This is a genomic window from Olivibacter domesticus (assembly GCF_900109575.1).
GTDB classification, from domain to species: Bacteria; Bacteroidota; Bacteroidia; order Sphingobacteriales; family Sphingobacteriaceae; genus Olivibacter; species Olivibacter domesticus.
In genome coordinates this window covers 91,249-114,343 of the sequence record NZ_FOAF01000005.1, presented here as the reverse complement: position 1 = coordinate 114,343, position 23,095 = coordinate 91,249, and the positions used below count along the sequence as shown (strand labels likewise).

Genomic DNA, 23,095 nt, shown 5'->3' with positions numbered 1-23,095 from the left:
TAATTTTTTAGTCCTCATTAAAATCCAATATTAACTCCGACGTTGAAACTCCGCAGTTGCGGCAAGATCAAGTTGTCCTGTCCGATAAATTGTGGATCGAAATCATTCGTCACTTCCGGATCAAAGCCACGATATTTTGTCCAGAGATAAAGGTTATCACCCTGCACATATACCCGCAGTCGTTTCATGCCGATTTTATTGGCTATCCGAGCGGGTAACGTATACCCTAAATTTAATGCGCGTAAGCGTATATAAGAGCCGTCTTCAAGGAAGCGTGATGAATTTTGCGTGTTCCAGCTATTGCCATAGATAGCGCGAGGTGTGGTGTTGCTGGTACCGGCACCAGTCCAACGCTCATTTGCCACTTGCTTAGTCATATTCATAAAACCGCTTCCTAGGCGATCGGTATTGACGCGATAGCTTGCGTATACCTTGTTGCCATAGGAATAGGTAAAAAAAATGTTGAAGTCGAAGTTTTTGTAGGAAAAGCTGTTGTTCCATCCTCCGTAGAAATCAGGGTTGGCGGTACCTACAATTTGTCGATCTGATACGTTGATGGCTCCATTGCCGTCGAGGTCTTCATACATTACATCGCCCGCACGTACACCGTTTTTATAGAGCGATTCTGGCACTTCGTCGTCCGATTGGTAAATACCCTGTTGTTTGTACATGTAAAAACTACCTACCTCCTGTCCCACCTGCAAGGTCATATTGGCTCCGATCAACAATGCTTCATCACCAATAAGGGATGTCAGTTTGTTCTTGATAAAAGAAATGTTGAAGTCGGAAGACCATTGTACAGGACCTAGCGGAATATGCGTATTGAGTAGAAATTCCCAACCTTTGTTTTCCATGGAGCCGATATTGCTGATGATAGAAGTAAAGCCCGTAGTAGATGGTTCTGGTTTGCTGTAGAGGAGGTTATCCGTTTTCTTGACGAAGTAGTCTACAGTCAGGTTCAACTTGCCGTTTAGGAATCCAGCGTCTAAACCTGTCCCATACTGCCTAGCCGTTTCCCAAGTCAGATCTCGGTTGCCATTGGTGCTGACACCGATGCCGCTTTGGTTATTGTAGTTGCGCCCTCCGCTCATTTGTGCATGGTAAGCATAGCTACTGATGCCATCCTGATTACCCGTCTCGCCATAGCTACCACGAATTTTGGCCGTTGTACCTGCGAGCGACCAAAATGGCTCGCTGGAGACATTCCAGCCCGCCGACACCGAAGGAAAATAACCCCAACGCTTATCGGGATGGAACTTGGACGAACCATCGGCACGCAATGATAGGCTCAATAGGTATTTATCATCCCAAGATAGATTCGAACGGCCGAATATGGACATCAAAGCACTTTCGGTCAGGGCTGTGCCCGCCGAAAGAATGGACGCCGCTACCGAAAGTTGTTGGAAGGAAGGAGATGGAAAACCACTTCCTTCTATGTTGGAGCTGGATAGGTTGATTTTCTGGTAAGAATATCCCAAAAGTCCTTCCACACTGAGTTTGTCGAATGTTTTATTGTAATTCAGCGTATTCTCCCATAGAATGTTTGGTGTAAAACGACGATTGTCATATTTAACACCGATACCCGTGCCATAGGGGTGATCTTCTGCATAGTAAATATTGTCGAGCGTATAGGTCAGATCAGTACCCAACATCGTTTTGAATTTTAGCCCATCGGTAATGGTTGCGGTTCCAAAGAATGATCCCAAAAAACGGTAATTATCTAGGGACACATTTTGTTCGTTAATGATTTGAAAAGGATTGTGATAGATCAATTCGTCGGTACCACCTAGGTAGTAGTCGCCATTCGGTTTAAAGGGACGATCAAAAGGACGCTGAAGCAATGAACGGCCCATCATTGTGGTACCCAGATTCGATCCGGGTACTCTTTTGTTTTTGGAATAACTATAACTGGTGTTTGCACCAAATTCGAGCCAACTGTAGAGCTTATGCGTTAAATTCAGTTTGCCGGTATAGCGCGTAAATTTTTGATCGATGAAAGCGCCTTCCTGACTGAGGTAGTTACCCGACAAATAAACGCTGGTCTTTTCCGTACCTCCCGCGAAGGATAGCGACAAGCTAGTGGTGTTGGCCGGGCGTGTAATCAGATCAAACCAATCGGTACCCGGTTCGCCTGGGAAGGGGTTTTCCTTATGCTCCATATAATTGGTTGCACCGGGTGTGTAGCCGTACTGTGTATTAAAATTGTTGATTGCCTCGTTGATCACCGCGAGATAAAGATCGGGATCAGCCATTTTCATTTTATCTGTGTTGGGGACTACCGACACACCTGTAAAAGCGTCAACACCAAATTTGGTTTGATTTGCCTTGCCAGATTTAGTAGTGATGAGGATGACACCATTCGTGGCGCGACTTCCATAGATTGCTGCAGAAGCCGCGTCCTTCAATACCTCAACCGACTCGATGTCACTCGGGTTCAAGAGTGCAAGCGGATTCATGTTTTCCCCGAAATTCAATAAGGCAGCATTTTGATTTACTACCGGTACACCGTCAATTACATACAGCGGCTCATTCGTGGCACTCAAAGAGCCGATACCGCGAATGGATACCCGATTTACGGTGCCCGGACTGCCTGATCCCGCGCTCACTTGCACACCGGCCATTCGCCCTTGAATAAGCTGATCGGGGCTTAATGCAGGCCTTGCATTTTCTTCGGTAGGTTTGAAAGAAGAAACTGCTGCGGTGAGGTTGCGCTTCTTCTGCTGGCCATAGCCAATCACTACCACTTCTTCCAAATCTGATAAATCGATTTTTAATACCACTTGCAGCCGATTTTGTCCTGCCATCGTAAATTCCTGCCTTTGATAACCGATCAAGCTAAAAACAAGCACATCGCCTCGGGTAACGGGCAGCTGAAAGCGTCCTTCTGAATCGCTGGTTACACCTCGTGTGCTTCCTTTTACAACAATACTCACTCCAGCTAGCGGGCTGCCCACTGAATCCCTTACCTGCCCACTAATGGGCGGGTCTTGTGGAAGGCTGGCTTTCGCTAAGTCGATCTTGCTTTCATCCCGTTTAAAGAGAATATTGCGATCAACAATTTTATACGATATGGGTAAATCTTTTAAGCATGCTTCCAATAGCTGTTCTATGGGGGCATGGTTTACGGCTAGGCTGACTTTCTCTGTGGTAAAGCTTGGATCGTCGTAAAGAAATACGTATTCTGTTTGACTCTCCACAAGTTTGAATACTTGGTCTAAGGACATGTCCTTTACCTTCAATGATACTTTTTGTGCATAGGTAGACGCGCTGACCTGGATAAATATCGAAAGTAGTAAACCGACAATAAGTTGAAATCTCATGATGAATTTCAGTTGATTAAATTTCTGTGGGGGCGCCCATCGCAAAGGCGTAGCCATTGCATGAAATGCTAATTTCATTAACTTTGTAAGGTTTGAGTTAGTAATTTAAAATGTGTTAAAGTTTTTCGAATCATTGGCTCAAATGTTTACGTCTTCTGACTGCTATCAGAAGACGTTTTTTTAAGCCTTCATTTGATGGTTTTTACTGTTTCATAGTATTGCTTTTGGTTAAACATCTGTTCTTCTATCTATTATTGAATGATAATCTGTTTGACTTCTCCAGTTTTCTCAATCTGGCAATCCAAGTTATAGAAAGACAAAATTTCCAGTACCTTGGATGCATGGGTGTTGCGGTAAACTTCGCCCGATAGGGTAATGTTCGGTTTTTTGCCTTTAAAGATCACCTTGACATCATACCAACGCGATAGTTGCCGCATCACTATCTCGATATCCGCCTGTTTAAAGCTGAATTTACCATTCTTCCAGGCCACAACATCTGAAATATCTGCCTGCTTTACGGATAAGTGATTGGTTTTGTCGAGTGCTGCCTGCTGCCCCGGCTGAAGTATCACTGATCCTTTATGAGCGATTGGCACCACTTTCACCGATCCTTCTACTAAAGTGGTTTTCACGATTGGTTCATCAGGATAGCTATTAATATTGAAATGGGTACCCAGCACTTCCACCACCTGTCCTCTGGATTCAACTCGAAAGGGACGCTCACGATCCTTCGCCACCTCGAAATAGGCTTCTCCTTCGAGTTTCACGAACCGTTCTTGCGCTGAGCCGTTAATGGTGTAGGTTAAACTGGATGCGGCATTCAACCAAACTCTGCTACCATCAGGCAGTACTAAATGGTATTGACCTCCACGCGGTGTTTGTAGGGTGTTAAATACGGGCGCTTCATGGCTGTTGTGATCCGCTTCGCCCGGCTGATAAACCAGTTCTCCATCCGCATTCTTATAAATGGCGTGAGCGCCTTCTTGCGCAATTTCTCCATCAGACCGACCATTAAGTGTTATTTCGCTGCCATTGGCCAGCTTGAGGGTGGCTCTGTTTCCGCCGGGAGCTATATCCTGACGGCTCGAAACTGTCGTGGTATCGTCTACACTTTTCAAGCCAGGAGATTGATTGAATTGAAAATATGCGCCTACGGCGATGACAATTACAGCTGCAATGGCCGCTGCATAGCGAGGCCATATAGCCACTCGACGAAGGGTTGGGCCGGGCAGACGATTCCGTATGTCGGCAATATCACGCTCCATCTGTTCTTCAGAAGCTTTCTTCGCATGGATGTTCAGTTCATCGTACCATTGTTCCACCTGCGTACGTTCCTCGGGCGTGCAATCGCCTGCTAGGTAACGTTTCAACAGCTTCTTTAGATCTTCATGCTCCTTCATGTGTAAAAGAGGTTTTCGCTTTTATTCATAGTACCGTAACCCCGCCTTAGGGCGTAAATGAAAATGAAAAAATTGGTTTTATTTTTTTAAGTAAATAATATTGGCTACCGAGCGTTGGCCTTCATGGTCAAACTGCTTGTTATCGGATGGGTGGTTGACGATGCTGTTTTCGGTGGCCCCTTGCACGTACAGCGTGCTGCTCCCACCGCCATCTACATTCATAACATTTTTTGCACCCAACCAGCGCAACGTTTTCGTTAACTCACTTAAGTTCATGCCGGCGGCTAAGCTGTTCCTACCGTCCACTACGAAAAAAATTAGCTTTTGATCTGCTGTAATAGCTACGGCACTGCGTGGGTGGCGGTTGTTGTTAAAGGGATTATTGGCGAGCGTCGCATCTTTTCCCTCATGTATCAATAGCGGTCCTGACAGCAATATGTGCGGTACTTGGCTCTGTTTATAGTCGATGGACGAATCGGGTTGGATGTTGATTGCTCTTTTATTAATCAGTAGGATTGCATTGGCGCGATCGGTTCTCTTTTTCGTGGTATCGATCACTTTGTTGTCCACCTTTACATAATCCCATGAACCACCATTTTTCATATCAAAAAAGCCACCGTTAATAGCAATTAAGGCATTGGCTTCCGTGGCAAATTGCGAAGTCTTTTTTAATTCTTTCGGATCAGCTGCTAGACGGATTTTCTTGCGGTACTTCTTAAGGTCGATTTCCACCAGGTTGATTTCCTGTGGGCTTTCAAAGAGTTTGTCAAAATGGCCTTGTTTCCAGGTGATGCCTTTTTTGATAGATTTAATTTTCCATTCTTTGCTAACCACTGCGATGGAATCTGTTGATTGCCCAAAAGTTAGGAGCTGACTAAAGAACACGAAAATGAGTAGGATAGGTGCTGTTTTTTTATTCATGTTGCGTTTTTTATAGAGATAGTACCGCAACAGAACCTTAGGGCGTAAAAGAAAATAAAAAAATTAAGGAAAGAGGAAATACACCAAGGAGAGCAACGTTCCGAATTTTGGTCGTAATACCTTCAGGGCATTGTTGACATGCTTCTTTACGGTTGTTTCGGAAAGTCCAAGTTCTTCGGCAATCTCCTTGTGCGAGAGGTGAGACTGTCTACTCATCCTAAAGACCTCCTGCATCTTTTCGGGTAGTTGTACAATTTCCTTTTCAATCAATTGTCCTATTTCTTTCTCCCGGATCAGGTAATCAGGTGTTGTATTGTCATGTGTATCGATTGCCGACAAGGATTCAAAATAAAGGACCTCGACTTTTTTATGCGCAATCAGTTTGATAATCCTATAGCGTAAGGTTGCATAAAGATATCCAGCCAACGGGGTCTGAGGGGTTAATGAACAGCGATTTTGCCAGAGGGCTGCGAAAACTTCCTGTAACAGATCTTTAACCTCGTTCCGATTGCTCAGCCTTTTGTAGGCATGTGCATGTAGTTGCCGGGAGTAGCGTTCATAAATTTCGATATAAGCAGCATAATCGTCACTCAGCATACGCTGGATCAGTTCATGATCATCATATGATTTATAAGACATCTTCGCCATGGCAGGATTGTAGATAATAGCACCAAAAGTATCAAATTGTGTAAATTTTATAGTTACGGCAATATTAACAAAAGTTTAAATATAAGAATAGTTCAATAGCTTTCATTTCAAAAGTAGATTGTTTTTTAGAAGATAAGAATCATATTCGTTATAATTTATTAGTGTCCGGTTAAAGTTCCAAGAAGAAAAGTTTACCACTGATATGAATTGTTGTTGTAGGTGCTAACGATTTTCTCTAAGTTTGAAGAAAAAGTTTGTATTTATTAATTACCGGTAGCTGTTTGCAGGCTAAACCTCCAATCTATGATACTAGAGCCCATATTTACGTTAATTTTGATTAGCTTCCTTAAAAAAAAGGTCGACTATAAAAAAGTAGATTACGATTTGGCCAAATATCTTCAAATCGGTGTCTATATAAGTATTGGACTGATCATATTTGATATTGTCACTAGTGCCTATTCTGCTACTTTATTCCTGCAACTTTGCTTCTTTGCGCTATTGGCAGCGATTCATTTACGACCCGAACTAAGTGTCGGAAAAAGTTTGGCGTATTCCATGTTGCCATACGCTGTGCTCTCTTTTTTTACCCACCTCACAGAGGTCCTGTTTCCATCATTCTATCGGAAGCATGATGATTTCTTTGAGAGCGCTCTCTTGTTTGGGCTCTTGTGGTTTGTGGGTATGTGGCTGGTAAATAGCACGCAGCGGAAAGCCCTTGAAAAGGAACGGGCCAAGCGTGAAGCAGAAGAAGCACAGAATCGGATTATGGCTGAACTGAAAGTCAATTTGGAACAAGAAGTTGCCCTACGTACAGCTGAGCTTGTTAAACAAAAAGAGGAACTGCAGGTGGCATTAGACGAGTTAAAGAGCACCCAAGCGCAGCTTATTCAATCTGAAAAGATGGCTTCCTTAGGGGAGCTTACTGCCGGTATCGCCCACGAAATTCAAAACCCCTTGAACTTTGTCAATAATTTTTCGGAAGTAAGTGTCGAATTGCTAGATGAATTACGTGAGGGCCCCTTCAAAACACTTGAATCAGTGCATCAAGAAGAGGCAAATGACCTGATTGCGGACTTAACTCAAAATCTGGAAAAAATTAATTTCCATGGCAAACGCGCAGACGGTATTGTAAAAAGTATGCTTCAGCACTCCCGTAGTAGTACCGGGAAAAAAGAAGTAACAAACATCAATGCATTAGCTGACGAATACATAAGGTTAAGTTATCATGGGCTAAGAGCTAAAGATAAATCATTTAATGCTGCCATTGATACGCAATTTGAGTTGACCCTGCCTGCCATTGAAGTAGTGCCACAGGATTTGGGTCGGGTTTTTCTTAATCTTTTTAATAACGCTTTCTATTCGGTTAATGAGAAGAAAAAACAGTTAGGTGAAGTTTTTACACCAAAAGTAACCGTTACAACCGAAAATGTCATTGAAGAAGGTAGGCGGGCTTCTATCAGGATCACGGTTTTTGATAATGGTTTAGGGATACCTAAAGCGGTCTTAGAAAAAATATATCAACCCTTTTTTACTACAAAACCAACCGGACAGGGCACCGGTCTGGGTCTCTCCATGAGTTATGATATTATTACCAAAATACATGGAGGAGCGTTAAAAGTAGAAACCATTGAAGGAGAATATGCTAAATTTATAATAACCATACCTAATAGATCATGAAAGTGCTTGTTGTTGATGACGAAATAGATATACAACCTTTATTTAAACAGCGGTTTCGGAAGGAAATCAAAAGCGGACAGATTTTGTTTGAATTTGCCTTATCCGGAGAGGAGGCTATTCAATATCTATTTCGCGATGATTCGGAAGTTGTTCTCATCCTATCTGATGTTAACATGCCGGGCATGAGCGGCTTGGAGTTGCTGTCGCATATCAGAAAGGAACACGGTGCGACACCCCCTTTCGTGATGATGATTACCGCCTATGGAGACGAAGAAAACTATCGGCAATCGATGCGATTAGGAGCCAATGACTTTCTGACAAAACCACTCAATTTTAATTTGTTAAAAGAAAAATTAAAAAATCTCGAAAAGCATGGCTAAGATATTAGTTGTAGATGATGAAGCAGATCTAGAGCTCTTAATCAGACAAAAGTTCAGGAAGAAGATACGGGAGCGGATTTACACTTTCGTCTTTGCCAAAGACGGGCTGGAGGCACTCGAACTATTAAAAAAAGAAGAAGATATCGATATTATTCTAAGCGATATTAATATGCCAGGTATGGATGGGTTGACCCTGCTTACCAAACTTCCCGAAGCAAATCCGGTGATTAAGGCGGTGATGGTATCAGCTTATGGAGATATGGAGAATATCCGTTCCGCAATGAACCGTGGGGCGTTTGATTTTGTTTGTAAACCCGTAAACTTTGATGATCTCGATCTGACAATCGAAAAAACATTGGGACATGTAGAACAAATAAAGGGTACGCTAAAGGCAATCAAAGAAAATAATATCCTGAAGATGTATGTAGATGAGCATGTGCTGAATTTTATGACGCATCAGGAATTTGAAAAAAGTCTACTGGTAAATGAGACGATTGAAGCAACCGTTGTTTTTATTGATATTTGTGGCTTTACGGCCATTACGGAAACCGTTGCCGCGGATGATGTCGTAAAGCTGATCAATGATCTATTTGATACCATTGTGAAAGAAATTATCGCTTATGGCGGGCATGTGGATAAGTTTATGGGGGATGCAGTAATGGCGGTATTCAAAGGAGAATATCATTTGGATAGGGCCATTGATGCAGCCTTGGCAACGAAAGAAAAGATAGCGGCCATCGAGGCCATTCAATCAGGCGATCACTCCTTCAAACCGGAAGTTTCCATCGGCATCAATACTGGAGAGGTTATTTCCGGAAATATCGGATCAGCTTCTTTAAAACGCTTAGATTATACGGTAATAGGGGATGCGGTTAACTTGGCTCAACGCTTACAATCGACTGCCAAAGCTGGCCAGATTGTAGTGGCCGAGCATGTTTATGAGCAAGCGAAACAATCCTTCGGCTTTTCAGCTCTTGGAACAGCTACCCTTAAGAATAAGGCGAAACCGGTCAACATTTACGAGGTAATCGCCTAGCAAGAGATTAATGTTCTCTTGCTCTCTTTTTTAAGATGCCTCCTGCTGCTTCTTTGATCGTACTGGTGTATACGAATGCTTGCGGATCCACCTCGTGTACCTTGTTCTTTAGTCTCCGTACTTCAAATCGAGTGACGACGGTAAAAACAATGTCAACCGGGTGATGAACGTCAAAACTTTCTTTTAAAAAGCCACGTTCACCTTTATATACCGTAATTCCCTTGCCCATTTCTTTTACCAATTTTTCCTTGATGTGTTCACTTTGAGCAGATATAATGTTAACAGCTGTATATTCTTCCAAACCCTCAATCACGAAAGTAATAGCCCGTGAGGCGGTATAGTAAGTTAAAATCGAATACAAAGCTGTCGGAAGGCCTAAGTGCACAGCAGCGATCAAAAAGATAATGATGTTAATGCCCAAAATAATCTCGCTAATGGTGAAACTACTCCGTTTCAGCGTATAAAGAGCAAGTACTTCAATGCCGTCCAATGCACAGCCTCCTCGCATGGATAAACCGACACCAATTCCCATGAAAACGCCCCCGAAAATCGAAACCAGCAATTTGTCGGAGGTAATAATAGGGTAGGGGACGTATAATAAACAGATGCCTAACAAGATCACACAGGCCAACGTCTTTAACGCGAACTTCTTGCTCACTTGGAAAGCGCCCATGACAATAAGGGGAAGGTTAGCAAGCACGATGACATAGGCAATATTAACATGGTATATTTCGTGTATCAACAGGGAGATGCCGGTGATACCGCCATCAAAGAACTGATTGGGCACCAAAAAACCTTTTAAGGCAAAACCACAGAATAAGATACCGGTTATTACATAAATTAGGTCACGTATTATTGCTATCGACTTTGAGTTCATACTTCTAGGCTTCCGAATTTGTTTTTATTTTAGTTAAGTTTTCTTCCTTTATTTTGTTACGTGCAGTTCTTGCTGTTTTGGTGAAATAGTGATGATTTCGAATGAAATCCAGCTGTAACTGCATATAGTGCTCGCGTGAAGATACACTGCCAAGCGCCACCATTTCTTCATAAAGCTTTTCACTTATTTCAAAAAAATCTTCCCTACCCACATAATCTAAATCTGCATCGCAGATGATCTCTTCTAAGCGATTTTTAGGTTTTTGCGGCACCTTTGTGGCCATAATTAAACTGCAAACCTGATCTATATCTCCCTCCGTATACGAATAATGCGGAAGATGTTTACGTGCTATCTCGCAGGAATGCATTTCGTGATTTTCAGCAGCTATTAAGAATCCTGTGTCGTGAAAAAGTGCTGCGGTCGATAAAATAATCGATTCATTCCCTGAAATGCCTTCTCCCAAACCAATATCTCTTACGGCACGTATTACATCTTGCGTATGGTCAACCTGATGATAGGTAAAAGCAGGAGAAAGGTCATGCTTCAATTGATCTAAAATGAATGTGGTAACCTGTTCAAGTTGCATCTGAATCATTAATAGCATGCTAAGATATTCAAATTTTCTTAAATGGGATAGGAATGCTTTGAGAAGGTTCGTGTGTATACTGCCTATCGTTCGCAATAAGAGCGGTCATTTGCTTTATAAAGAGTTAGGGAATGCTTATTATATGAAATTTTTCTTCGATGCCCATAAACCTAAAAAGCAAAAAGAGCCGTACGGAAAGCTTGCCAGTCAATAACGGATGCGGCTAGCGACGGCCTTTCTACATCCTTTACGGCCTGTTATCAACGAAGGGTGGTAATAGGAAAAAGAGTAGTCGATATGATTTGCCGAACTTTTGAGAAAAAATGGCGTATAACATCTCACTGTTTCTCAATAACTTTAGATTAAGGACCAATTATAATCTGAAGCCAATGAGAAAGCAATCTAGAAAAGCAGCTCAACTGCTTATTTATGCAGTTATCATCGCATTAAGTTTTGCGGGATGTACAGAAAAGGAAGCGATGCCTGCAGACGGTGTGAAGTCTGATGCTTTAAAAGCCAATGTTTCAGCACTGGGTGCAATTGATCTGATGAGTGGAAATCCTATTCTGCCTGTAGCAACGGCAGATCCGGATATTCTATATGCCAATGGCAAGTATTATATTTATCCAACTGCCACGGGGCCCAATGCGAGTCAGTTTCATGCTTATTCATCCACTGATTTATTAAATTGGACCGATGAGGGCATTGTCTTGAATTTGGCCAACGTAAGCTGGGCGCAAACTGATGGGTGGGCGCCCTCTGTTGTGGCACGTAATGGAAAATATTATTTTTATTTTACTGCGGCTAAAAAAGTTGGAGTTGCTGTGGGCAACAGCCCAGTTGGTCCTTTTGTTGATAAGGGGAGTGCACTAGCAACGGGTGATGGCGCTGATCCGATAGATCCAATGGTGTTTGTAGATACCGATGGACAGGCTTATATGTATTGGGGTAATACCACTATGAATATACAGCGACTGAATAATGACATGATATCTCTCACGGGCACACGTGGGCATGATAAGCCAGCTAATTACTTTGAGGCACCTTATGTCATCAAACGAAATGATATATATTATTTGATGTATTCAATTAATCACTTTGGTAATGACGATTATCATGTGGAATATGCTACATCTTCCAATCCCATGGGGCCTTGGGCCTACAAAGGCCGTATCACCTCACCATTAGGTGCCATCAAAGGGCCTGGGCATAATGCGGTGATTAGGAAGCCCGATTGTGCCGATGAGTATTTCTTCGTTTATCATCGGCGCACGAGCACCAATATCCACGAACGACAGGTGGCCATTGATCGAATGTTTTTCGATGCAGCCGGCAATATTATGCCTATCAGTATTACCAATTCAGGGGTCACACAATCGGGTGCTGGAACGCCATGCTACCCGTCTAACCCAATTCCCAATGGGCAATATGCCATCAGGTCAAAGATAAATACTAGTTCAGGAGCAGGCTTGTACCTAGATATTGCAGGTTGTGCTGTTGGAAACGCTGACGTAAGGACTTGGACTCGCACCACCTGTAATGGACAAAAGTGGAACTTAACGTATCAGGGGAATGGTTTTTATAAAATCATATCAGAATTGCCTAATCATAAATCACTGGACCTAGATGCCTGCGGGATTGACCGTGGGGCCAATATCCAAGTTTGGGATGTTTTCTCGAACGATTGCCAGCTGTGGCGCGTTGAGTCTATAGGGGACGGTTGGTACCGCATTATGGCAAAAGCTGGTAATAATGTGCTGGATATTGTCAATAGCGACCCGACGCCGGGAGCTGATGTACGTTCATGGACATGGAATGGCGCCAGTGCCCAATTGTGGAAATTTGAAGCGCCGTGATAGGAAATGGCATATCATTGGCTTGTTTTAAGTATTTAATAACCAATTTAAAGCAACTTGTGCAATGGCGGCATTGTGAAGGAAGCAATTTCTGTCATAAGCTCAAATAACAACTCCAACTTCTCTTTCTGCTATCATTTACAATGGTCTTTTAGATTTGATGAAAAAAGATTGTGTAAATGTTAAGATTTATTTACAAAATATTAACAGAGGGTATTTAGTTTTGCCCATTGGAAATTGATCTTGTAAAAATAATAAAACGGATTCTGTTATGCGACCAACGTTATGAAGCCCTCCTTTTCAACAGTATTTACCGAAAAAGAACTAATAGATCGAATGAAGGCTGGTGATTCAGTAGCTTTCGAAAAGATTTATGATCACTATAGCCAAGGGGTGTATGGTAAACTGTTAAAGCTCGTGAAGATCAACGCTATAGCTGATGAATTGCTTCAAGATATTTTCTTAAAAGTTTGGGAAAATCGCCAGATTTTAGACTCAAATTATACGCTTAGACCCTGGTTATATAGGGTTACTGAAAACGAAATTTACAAATTCTACCGAAAAGTAGCACTGGATATTAAGCTACAGACACATATTCTACAGACCTTTGACGAGCTTTATACCCATACTGAAGAGGAGTACTACCTTAAAGAAAGCCACAAGCTATTGCAGGATGCGATGACCAATATGCCACCGCGTTGCCGGGAGGTTTTTGAGCTATGCCGCTTGCAGGGAAAAAGCTATGAGGAGACCGCATCATTATTAGATATATCCACGTCTACTGTGAGCAACCATCTTGTTCGCGCAACGGCGATCGTTCGGAAAACCCTGTTTCAGTCTACCGATATGGCGCTAATTGTGGTAACGGCCTATATGCTCCATCACTAAGGAATAGAATTGAAGTGCAGATTCATTTATTCTTTCATTCATGTCTTCTTTTCCGATACAAAATCAAGATAAGGTACTTGCATTTCATTAAATAAGCACGCGGCTAATTTCCGTCATAAGAAAAAAAATAAAAAAATATCAAAAAGGATTAGTGTGTTTTTCCTTTTCGCGCATAGTAGTAGTAAAAGAGTAAAAATTGGACAATCAGAACAGCAATATTACACCTTTACTCCGGAAGTACATTGACAATACCTGTAAACAGGAGGAATTGCTCTCTCTTTTTGAATATTTTGCCGTAGCGGATGAAGAAGAACTACGTTTACAGATTCGGGAATTGATCAATAAGGAGGAAACGATTATGAAGGAAGAGCAAGATCACCTTCAAACGATCAAATACCGACTATTGGAACAGATCGGCAAGGAAAGACCTGAACACCGAAGCAATTATTTGTCCCATTATGTCAGGTACGCTGCTGCTGTAATCCTAGTCATATTCATCACTAAGGTACTGGTTGGATACTTTTCAAAAGTGCCCACAGAACAACAGATGTCGTCAACGGAAAATAGGTATCGAACAAAGATCTTTCAACAACAGAATTTCTCAAGCGATGTACGTGAGCTTAAGCTTGCGGATGGATCTAAAGTAAAGCTATACCCCCAAAGTACCGTTCTGTACAGTGAAAGTTTTGGCAAGGATAACCGGAACATTGAGCTAGTCAAAGGGCATGCCCGCTTTGAAGTGGAGCCAATCCCTGGACTTCCGTTTATTGTGAAAAGTAATAGGTTGTTAACTAAGGTGTTGGGAACAATATTCGATGTCGACCTACGGAGCAAAAACTACGCCGATATCAAACTACTCAAAGGTAAGGTAGTGGTTTATAGTGGCAAAGACTTCGAGAAAGAAACGTATCTGATGCCCGGGAAAAAACTCAGTTTAAACCTGGAAACAGGTTTAGTGGATGTTACGGCAATTGAAAAGACACGATCACTTAAGAAAACACCAACATCCAAGTTCACAGAACCGACGGCTTCTCTTTTATTTAGAAACACCACTGTATCGGAAACATTAAGAACCTTAGAAAAATACTATAACGTATCGATTGATTATGAGGATCAGGATGTTAAAAATCTATATTTCACTGGCAATTTCGAAGAAGATATGCCGCTGTCAACAGCACTATCTATTATCTGTAATATGAACAATCTATCTTTTGATCAACATGGGGATACAGTCCTAATTAAGAAAAAAACAAAATAAAATAATCAAAACATAAACACGATTGCAACTGCAAAAATTGCGGTATGGCTTTGTATTGCTTGAAAAATTAAAATAAGATAAAACAGACAAATTATGAGGAAACAAACTTTTGAATGTTGCTCTCTACTCCTGTTACTGCTTGTGTTGGCAGTACCGACATTTGCGCAGCAACGCGCAAGTATCAAGGGGATAGTTGTTGATACTGCCGGTCGACAGTTAGAGGGAGTAACCGTAACGGTTCAGTTGAATAAAAATCAGCGCGTAAAACACACGAGTACAGACAAACAGGGATTATTTCAGGTTAACGACTTACAAAACGGTGCTACCTATATGCTTAATTTCCGTTTAGTTGGGTATAGGCCATACACCGAGGAGGTTCTTACCAATCAAGGGTCGATCAGTTCCGTTTACATAAAATTGCAACCCCAGGAAACCATGCTCGATGAAGTAGTGCTTATCGGTTATGGTACGAGCAAAAGAAAAGATCTGACAGGTTCGGTAAGTACTATTTCAACTGAGAAACTGGAAAATTTACCAGCTACAAGAATCGACCAGATGTTGCAGGGACGGGCAGCCGGGGTATACGTTAAGTCGACAAACGGCGCTCCGGGGAGTCCTACCACGATCCGTGTCAGGGGTTCCAGATCGATTAGCGCTACCAATGAACCTATTTATGTCATTGATGGTATCGTTGATCCCAGTGGTACTAATCTTAATTCGATCAATCCTGCGGATATTGAAAGCATCGATATCCTTAAAGATGCTTCTACAACGGCTATTTACGGTTCTCGAGCCGCCAATGGGGTTGTTCTTGTTACGACTAAAAAAGGGAAGGTGGGGAGAAATGACTTTCGTTTTTCTACGAATCAGGGAGTATCGCAATTGGCAAAGCGACCCGAAATGATGAACGCACGGGAATTCGCTGAATTTATAAATGAAGCCCGGGTGTTCGGCAAACAGCCAGCGCTTTATCCGAATGTAGATTCGGTCATCAATATTGTTGGTGAAGAAGGCACGGACTGGATAGACGCCGTAACCCGTAACGCTCCATTTTCAAGTTATGACTTATCGGCATCTGGGGGAACAGGCGATGATCATGGCTATACTTATTATTTATCCGGTAATGTTTTGAGCCAGCAGGGTATTATCGAGCATACCGATTTTAAGCGTTATCAGGGTCGGCTCAACTTCACTAAAAATCTCTCGTCAAAGGTTAACCTTGGTGTTAATCTCAATATAAGTCGTGAAAACAAAAAGCTTAGTAGTATGAACCTGGGTTCTAATACGGGCTGGTCTTCCTCTTATGTTTTTTTAGCACCAACGATACCTATATATAAAGCGGATGGAACTTATGAAACATTCAACCCTATCTGGTACACAGGAGGACACATTGATAATCCGGTAGCAATTGTGAATAAGATCACCAATAAGCAGCTTGCTAACAATATTATTGGAAATTTTTATCTTCAGTATGAACCTGTTCCTGGATTGAAGCTAAAGTCTTCCTTGGGAATCAATTTTATCAATCAGCGGGGGGATTACTACAGTCCTTCCGATATGCCAAGCAAGGTTTATAATAACATTATGTATGGGTCAGCGAATTCTGATATTTATAATACCAGTAGCTTGATTAATGAAAACACAGCGAATTATACGAAAAGTTTTGGAGAGCACCACCTGGATTTTCTTCTTGGAACGAGTTATCAAACGAGAGACATAGACCGGTTATATGCTTCAGGCGCACGGCTTACGAACGATATTACCCAATACAACAATTTGGGGATTACCGAGCAGGAGAATCGGGGCATCGCCTCCGACTTAGATGAAAATACGATAGTCTCTTTTTTGGGACGTATTAATTACGATTACCGAAATCGATATTATTTTACCTTCACGGGCCGTAAGGATGGCGCGTCGAACTTTGCGGCGGGTAAGAAATGGGGCTTTTTCCCGTCAGGTGCAGTTAAATGGAGAATATCCAATGAACCTTTCTTCGAGCATGCTAAGATCCGTAACACGATATCCGATCTTTCGTTCCGTGTTAGTTACGGTTTGTCCGGGAATCAGGGCATTGCCAATTACCAGTCCTTAGCTTCCTTATCGGCGAATAGCAATGCGTATATTTTCGGCGGTGCGCAGGCGTTGGGTTATACGCAGGGAAACGTTGGTAATGACGGGTTGACCTGGGAAACCACTTCCCAGTTAGATGCAGGACTCGATTTTGAGTTCTTTAATGGAAGAACCAATTTTACAGCCGATTATTATCGGATGGTGAGCAAAGATCTGTTACTGACCGTTCAGATTCCTTCGCAAACTGGGTACGGGTCACGTATCGTTAATCTCGGAAGGTCCTTAAATGAGGGTTTTGATTTTTCAGTAAATGGGGATGTGATCAGAAATAGGAATTTTACATGGAATGCCCTCATCAATGTCTCAACAAATAGACAGGAGGTAACAGATGTCGGTCCGCTCAGCAGGGTTTCCTTGGACGCTGGCATTGGTTATGGCGTGCTGACCAGCTATCTGGAAAAAGGCGTACCCATTGGCGCAAATTATGGTGTTGAATATGCAGGCACTTGGAAGAGTCAGGAAGAGATCGATGCCGAACTGAGCAAACCCAGTGGCGAAAGAACCTTGGTATCGACAGCCAACCTTTACAGACTTGGGGGACCGCGATACGTCGATCACAATCATGACGGTGTATTGAATGCCGTGGACTACCATTATCTTGCACCGGCAAATCCCAAACTGTTTGGAGGATTCGGTAGCACCTTTACCTACAAACGCGCCACGCTTGATTTCTTCTTTCAGTTTAGTCAAGGTCATAAAATGTTCAATGCCATGGAGTTTTTCGCAGGGATGGGATCGTCTTTAACGAACCAATACCAGTATATGGTTGACCGCTGGTCCGTCGATAATCCAACTTCAGATATTCCAGCAGTGGAATCGCGTGATAATATTCCGGGCGACCGGTTATTGCATGATGCTTCCATTCTTCGCCTGAAATCAGCCCAGCTCAGTTATAATCTCAAAGGATTGCTGCTGAAACAGGTTGTCAAAGATATGAAGGTATTTGTGAGTGGTACAAACCTCTTTTTACTGACGAAATATAATGGATTCGATCCGGAAGTAAATAGCGGCGGCAGCAGTTCGACAATCATTGCCACAGACAATGGAAACTATCCGAACAGCAGAACGATAACGTTCGGACTAAATATGACCTTTTAACCCAAAGTGATAATAAAAACAAGAATAATCGTTATGAAAATATATTTGCTTATGTGCCTATTAGCTGGAAGCATCCTGATCGGGGGATGTGAAAAAGCTTTGGATGAGGAGGCGAAGACCTTCATCGCTCCGGATAATTTTTTTACGAATGGCGAACAGTGTACGCAGGCAGTCAATGGTGTCTATGGATCTTTAAATGCCATTTATGGAGCACCTGAATTTTGGCGAATTGTGGATCTGGGTACTGATCTTTCCTATACGGAAGATGCAAACAATCTTGTTCCACACGAATATACCTTTACTTCTGGAAATACTGGTACTGGTAATGTTTGGAGTGTCGCCTATACGGCTATTAAAAATGCAAACATGGTTGTCGCCCGTGTCTCGCAGGCTCCTATTGAGGAGCAATTAAGAGGACGACTTGTTGGAGAAGCAAAATTTTTACGGGCATTGTACTACTTCATATTGTCCAATTTTTGGGGAGACGTTCCCGTATGGACGGATGAATTGGATGTGAATGCGGTAAGTCAGCTTGCACGAACTCCGCTGACCGAAGTTCGTGCGCAGATCATTAAGGACCTGAGTGAGGCTGCTGAATTACTTCCATTGAGCTATGGTGCCAGCGATGTGGGCAGGGCAACCAAAGGAGCAGCGCTGGCACTTTTGGCCAAAGTGTATCTTTATAATGGAGATTGGATCCATGCGCAACAAGCTGGCCTACAGGTGGTTCAAAGTGGTCAATATTCGCTGCTGCAAAATTATGCCGATGTTTTTGATGTGCATAACCGCTCCAAAAATAATGCAGAATCCATTTTTGAAGTGCAATTTCTTCGTGATGCTGCTACTTCCACAAACATTAAAACACACCAACAGACGTCCTATTATATGCCTGCAAGAGATCCGGGCCGAAGCACTTATGCGGGAGTCGATTTTGGTAGTTACGTGATAGACGGATGGAGCGTTTGCAGACCCACACTTAAATTGGTGAGGATGTTTGAACCGAATGACCAACGTAAGGATGTTGTGCTTGGTTACGGTTATAATGGTCAGACCTTTACCAAATGGCCGAGACCTGATCATCCCTGGTTTGGTTCTAAGTTTTGGGACCTGGATGCCAATGCCCAGGCGAGTGGGAAAAATCTTTATGTATTACGTTATGTGGACGTGTTGTTGATGCTGGCGGAGGCCTATAACGAAGATGGAAATATAGCAGAAAGTACAAAATGGCTAAATGAGGTAAGAAAACGGGCTGAATTGAATGAACTTGCAAGCCAATCGCAGGAAGATCTACGGGAAGAGATTATGAAAGAACGCGCCATTGAATTTGCCGGCGAGTTTCAACGCAGGTGGGATCTGGTCAGGTGGGGCAAACTTGTAGAAGCGGTTAAATCGGTGGCTGACGACAATCCGGTAGGCGCGGCAAATATCAAACAGTTCCATAACTATTATCCGATTTCTGCCGAAGAGATCATAAAAAATCCGAATCTGACCCAAAATCCAGGCTACTAAGCTATGGCATCCATTGAGTGATACAACGAATTATTAATCAATAATTGAAATGAAAAGATTATTAGTGTTTTATATAGCTTCTATTTTTGTTTGCTGCAAAGAAGACAAACAAGCTTCTTTACAGGGAAATGCGACAACATTGGTTCAACCTAGGGTAGCGATTGCAGCAGCCGACGACTGGATATGGACTGGTAATCAGGCTACCAACAAGATTGAAATCTACGACCCAGTTGTCGAAGATTGGAACAGCTCGAATGCACTGAAATGGTCATGGAAACCGGAAACGACTAAAGGTTATTCCCAGTATGCCCTTGACCATTGGGGTTTGCCGACAGATTTCAAAGTTCGTACCGTCAATGCGTGGGGAGGAAACCACTTAGTTGCTTCCTGTTCAAGTGGACTAGTTACGATCGCTTCCTATCCTTCTGGGACAAAGAAGTGGGCTTATAACCTTGGATTTAATCCGCATGGAGTGGAACTGCTTCCGAATGGGAATATTGCCGTTGCTGCTACAGACAAAGATTCGGTATTGCTTTTTGCTTCTTCTACAGGAACTGATAATTTAAGTCATGCGGCTATTCGGCTTAATAAAGCACATGCTGTGTTATATGACCCCGTGGAGAATATTTTATGGGCGACAGGTAATGATTTTGTGATTGCTATGCAGGTTGGTGGAACGGATGCTGCGCCAACCTTGACCGAACTCTCTGAAAGACGAGGACGTTTGAATACAACAAGCAGTGCCAATCCCTACGGGCATGATTTATCCCGGGACTTAAACAACCCTAACATATTATGGGTAAGTACAAATGGAGGGGTTTACCGCTTTGATAAAACAACAAAAGTGTTTACCGATGGTCCCAATCTGCTTAACAAGACTTTTGTGAAAGGTATAAGTCGACAGCATTCGGGTTTGTTTGTGCTTACACTCCCAGACTCGGAGAAAACGACCGAATTGCCTGATCCCGTCACCAGTCCGACCTGGTGTACACGCTATGTCGATGTTTATTCCAGTGATGGATACTTTCAATATTATCGGACGAAGAGTGGAGCTAAATTTTACAAGGCGAAAATTTTCCGCACCCCTTATTGAAAAACCTCCACCTACCTTTCTCCTAGGTGTTATGTACCTTTCTTTAGTACATATTCCTTAGCTAAAAGGTGCATATTGGCTATATGTCTTATACTGGAATAAGGATATAATATTAACGTGAGACAATAAAAGAATTTAAAAACAGAGTCAGGAGGAAAAAATTACTGTAAAAGGCTGATATAATATATAAGGTTGAGCATAAAAAACCCCTCTATAAGAGGGGTTTTAATATCGTGCGCCCACCTGGGCTCGAACCAGGGACCAAAAGATTATGAGTCTTCTACTCTAACCAACTGAGCTATAGGCGCGGCAACCATTGCTGATTTGCGAGTGCAATTTTACATATTTGTAAGCACATTTTAAAATTAATTATGCAAAATATTGAAAATATTATCTTCGATTATGGCAATGTGATCTTTATGATCGACTTTCAACGCGCACAAAGAGCTTTTATGGAACTGGGTGTCAATGATGTAGAAAACGTGTTTAGCCATGCAGGGCAAAGTGCATTATTTGATGACTTCGATATGGGGAAAATTTCGGCCGGAGAGTTTAGAAATGCGATTAGAGAGATTACCGGTCAGCAACTAAAGGATGAGCAAATCGATAATGCTTGGAATGCACTTTTAATTGGCGTGCCAAAAGGTCGACATGAATTACTACTGAGGCTTAAAGAACAATATAATACCTTTTTACTAAGCAATAATAATGAAATTCACTACGCTTCTATTCAAAATTATTTAAAGAAGGAATATGGACTAGAAAATAATAGTGGATTTTTTATTAAAGATTATTACTCCCATTTATTGGGTATGCGAAAACCCAATGCAGATATTTTTGAGTTTATGATTCATGAACATCAGCTGGTGCCGGGAAAAACTTTATTTATTGACGATAGTCCACAACATTTAATAACCGCACAATCATTAGGTATCCAAACAGAATTATTAACAGCTCCTGATACCTTGGAAAATTTATTGGAAAGGAGAGGGATAGTTATTTAGAAAACTACGTAACTGACGCGAACTATTTGAGTTTCTGTCCGCGGAGTAATGGTACTTTATTTCACAGAATAGGGCTGCCTCTTGTGCTTGTCTTTGACAAACATGGGAGACAGCCCCATTTCGCTTTCGATATTAACAGTGCTGTGACTGCTCACTGCTAATGAATATTTTTACGGCGTTTTTTTTCTTTTATGATAAGGCTTAATTCACGTCCTGTCTGCCCAGCAACCGAAGTGTTTTCTTGCGCTCTTCTAAAGAGATATGGCATGACAGCTTTAACAGGTCCATAAGGCATATACTTGGCTACGTTATAACCAGCGGCCGATAAATTAAATGAAAGGTTATCACTCATCCCTAACAACTGAGCGAAATAAACTCTTTTGTCATTTCTCGCAATACCTCTTTCATCTAAGGTTTCAGCTAGCAGGCGACTACTGTTTTCATTATGGGTACCTGCCATAAAACCTATTCGATCCAGATTATCTAAGCAAAAGTTAATGGCAGCATTGTAATCTTGATCAGAAGATTCCTTATCAGGTTGAATAGGCGACGGATAGCCTTCTGTCCCGGCTCGCTCCCTTTCAATTTCCATATAGGCACCCCGAACAAGTTTAGCACCTATATGAAATCCGTCCGTTTGCGCTAAATAAAAGTCGGCTTTTAATGCGGCAAGTACATCATGTCGATATAACTGATAAGTGTTATAAACAATAGCTTTTTCGATATTATATTTCCGCATCATCTCGCGGGCAATATCGTCTATTATATCTTGTATCCAAGAATGTTCAGCGTCAATCAGCACCGCAACATTAGCATCATACGCTATATTGCATATTTTATCCACACGATTTTTAATGCGCGTAAATTCTTCCTTTTCTGGCGCCGTCAATTCTTCTTTTGCATTAACTTTAGCTAATAGATCAAATCGTCCTAATCCGGTTACCTTAAAAACAGAGAAAGGGATGTTGTTGTCTTTCTTTGCTCTTTCAATCGTTCTTAGTGTTTCGGTTAGGACATGATTAAATGCTTCTTCCGTTTCTTCGCCTTCTACCGAATAATCTAGGATAGTACCCACATGCTGAAGGGCTAATTGTTGTATTGCCTTTTCACAACCATCAATGGTTTCGCCTCCACAAAAATGTTCAAAAATAGTTTTTCTTATAATACCGCTAATAGGTAAACCAATATTAAGTGCAAAATTTGTTATTGGTGGCCCTACTTTCGTTAAAAAGTTGCTGGATATAATTTTAAAAAGCCAATAAGCGCGGTTCAATTCTGAGTTGCTTTTGCTTTGAAAAGCTATCTCGGTGTTGTCAAAAGTGAGTTTTTCTCTGGTAGAGAATGGTGGTTCTTTAGATGATGAAATCATGCAACAAAATTAGATAAAAAACCAATGTGTTAATAGCGGAAAATG

17 protein-coding genes and 1 tRNA gene are annotated in these 23,095 nt (G+C 42.0%); 10 read left to right on the top strand and 8 right to left on the bottom strand.

The window, feature by feature from the left end:
* Positions 1–17: 17 nt before the first annotated feature.
* From BMY50_RS18365 to BMY50_RS18350, 4 genes are all read right to left on the bottom strand, one after another.
* Positions 18–3,398: a SusC/RagA family TonB-linked outer membrane protein gene (locus BMY50_RS18365; RefSeq protein ID WP_093327239.1), complete on the bottom strand. Its 3,381-nt coding sequence runs from the start codon at positions 3,396–3,398 to the stop codon at positions 18–20.
* Between the two features lie 173 nt (positions 3,399–3,571).
* Positions 3,572–4,720, bottom strand: a complete 1,149-nt coding sequence (locus tag BMY50_RS18360) for a FecR family protein (protein WP_093327237.1) — start codon at positions 4,718–4,720, stop codon at positions 3,572–3,574.
* Positions 4,721–4,798: 78 nt separating this feature from the next.
* Complete coding sequence (locus tag BMY50_RS18355) at positions 4,799–5,641, bottom strand: phosphodiester glycosidase family protein (protein WP_093327235.1); 843 nt, start codon at positions 5,639–5,641, stop codon at positions 4,799–4,801.
* Positions 5,642–5,704: 63 nt separating this feature from the next.
* Positions 5,705–6,289 (bottom strand): RNA polymerase sigma factor, encoded by a 585-nt coding sequence (locus BMY50_RS18350; RefSeq protein ID WP_093327233.1) that lies wholly within the window; start codon positions 6,287–6,289, stop codon positions 5,705–5,707.
* 303 nt (positions 6,290–6,592) lie between these two features.
* Between BMY50_RS18350 and BMY50_RS18345 the strand changes: the two genes are divergently transcribed.
* From BMY50_RS18345 to BMY50_RS18335, 3 genes are read left to right on the top strand one after another with little or no spacing between them, the layout of a single operon-like run.
* Positions 6,593–7,966, top strand: a complete 1,374-nt coding sequence (locus BMY50_RS18345) for a sensor histidine kinase (protein WP_093327231.1) — start codon at positions 6,593–6,595, stop codon at positions 7,964–7,966.
* Complete coding sequence (locus tag BMY50_RS18340) at positions 7,963–8,346, top strand: response regulator (RefSeq protein ID WP_093327228.1); 384 nt, start codon at positions 7,963–7,965, stop codon at positions 8,344–8,346. The genes BMY50_RS18345 and BMY50_RS18340 overlap by 4 nt, the downstream gene beginning before the upstream one ends.
* On the top strand, positions 8,339–9,382 hold the full coding sequence (locus BMY50_RS18335) for an adenylate/guanylate cyclase domain-containing protein (protein WP_093327225.1): 1,044 nt from the start codon (positions 8,339–8,341) through the stop codon (positions 9,380–9,382). Before BMY50_RS18340 ends, BMY50_RS18335 begins: the two co-directional genes overlap by 8 nt.
* A gap of 7 nt (positions 9,383–9,389) precedes the next feature.
* Here the strand turns inward: BMY50_RS18335 and BMY50_RS18330 are convergent, their stop codons facing one another.
* Together BMY50_RS18330 and BMY50_RS18325 are read right to left on the bottom strand one after the other, a co-directional pair.
* Positions 9,390–10,259 (bottom strand): YitT family protein, encoded by an 870-nt coding sequence (locus BMY50_RS18330; RefSeq protein WP_093327222.1) that lies wholly within the window; start codon positions 10,257–10,259, stop codon positions 9,390–9,392.
* Between the two features lie 4 nt (positions 10,260–10,263).
* Entirely contained in the window at positions 10,264–10,854 is a 591-nt protein-coding gene (locus tag BMY50_RS18325) for an HD domain-containing protein (RefSeq protein ID WP_139202288.1), read from the bottom strand.
* A gap of 380 nt (positions 10,855–11,234) precedes the next feature.
* On the opposite strand from BMY50_RS18325, the gene BMY50_RS18315 reads away from it, so the two are divergent.
* The 6 genes from BMY50_RS18315 (at position 11,235) to BMY50_RS18290 (ending at position 20,677) form a co-directional block, all read left to right on the top strand.
* Complete coding sequence (locus BMY50_RS18315) at positions 11,235–12,701, top strand: family 43 glycosylhydrolase (protein WP_093327575.1); 1,467 nt, start codon at positions 11,235–11,237, stop codon at positions 12,699–12,701.
* 285 nt (positions 12,702–12,986) lie between these two features.
* A complete protein-coding gene (locus BMY50_RS18310; protein ID WP_093327214.1) occupies positions 12,987–13,589 on the top strand; it encodes an RNA polymerase sigma factor in 603 nt (200 codons plus the stop codon).
* 196 nt (positions 13,590–13,785) lie between these two features.
* Positions 13,786–14,847 carry a FecR domain-containing protein gene (locus tag BMY50_RS18305; RefSeq protein ID WP_093327213.1) on the top strand — a complete coding sequence of 354 codons (1,062 nt, stop codon included), beginning with the start codon at positions 13,786–13,788 and terminating at the stop codon, positions 14,845–14,847.
* A 93-nt stretch (positions 14,848–14,940) separates the two neighbouring features.
* Positions 14,941–18,075, top strand: a complete 3,135-nt coding sequence (locus tag BMY50_RS18300; protein ID WP_093327211.1) for a SusC/RagA family TonB-linked outer membrane protein — start codon at positions 14,941–14,943, stop codon at positions 18,073–18,075.
* A gap of 33 nt (positions 18,076–18,108) precedes the next feature.
* Positions 18,109–19,584: a RagB/SusD family nutrient uptake outer membrane protein gene (locus tag BMY50_RS18295; RefSeq protein WP_093327209.1), complete on the top strand. Its 1,476-nt coding sequence runs from the start codon at positions 18,109–18,111 to the stop codon at positions 19,582–19,584.
* A gap of 49 nt (positions 19,585–19,633) precedes the next feature.
* A complete protein-coding gene (locus BMY50_RS18290) occupies positions 19,634–20,677 on the top strand; it encodes a DUF6528 family protein (RefSeq protein ID WP_093327207.1) in 1,044 nt (347 codons plus the stop codon).
* A 234-nt stretch (positions 20,678–20,911) separates the two neighbouring features.
* Here the strand turns inward: BMY50_RS18290 and BMY50_RS18285 are convergent.
* A tRNA-Ile gene (locus tag BMY50_RS18285) sits at positions 20,912–20,985 on the bottom strand.
* 63 nt (positions 20,986–21,048) lie between these two features.
* Between BMY50_RS18285 and BMY50_RS18280 the strand changes: the two genes are divergently transcribed.
* Positions 21,049–21,681, top strand: coding sequence for an HAD family hydrolase (locus tag BMY50_RS18280; RefSeq protein ID WP_093327205.1), 633 nt, complete (start codon positions 21,049–21,051; stop codon positions 21,679–21,681).
* 157 nt (positions 21,682–21,838) lie between these two features.
* Here the strand turns inward: BMY50_RS18280 and BMY50_RS18275 are convergent, their stop codons facing one another.
* A complete protein-coding gene (locus BMY50_RS18275) occupies positions 21,839–23,050 on the bottom strand; it encodes a proline dehydrogenase family protein (RefSeq protein ID WP_093327203.1) in 1,212 nt (403 codons plus the stop codon).
* Between the last annotated feature and the right edge of the window lie 45 nt (positions 23,051–23,095).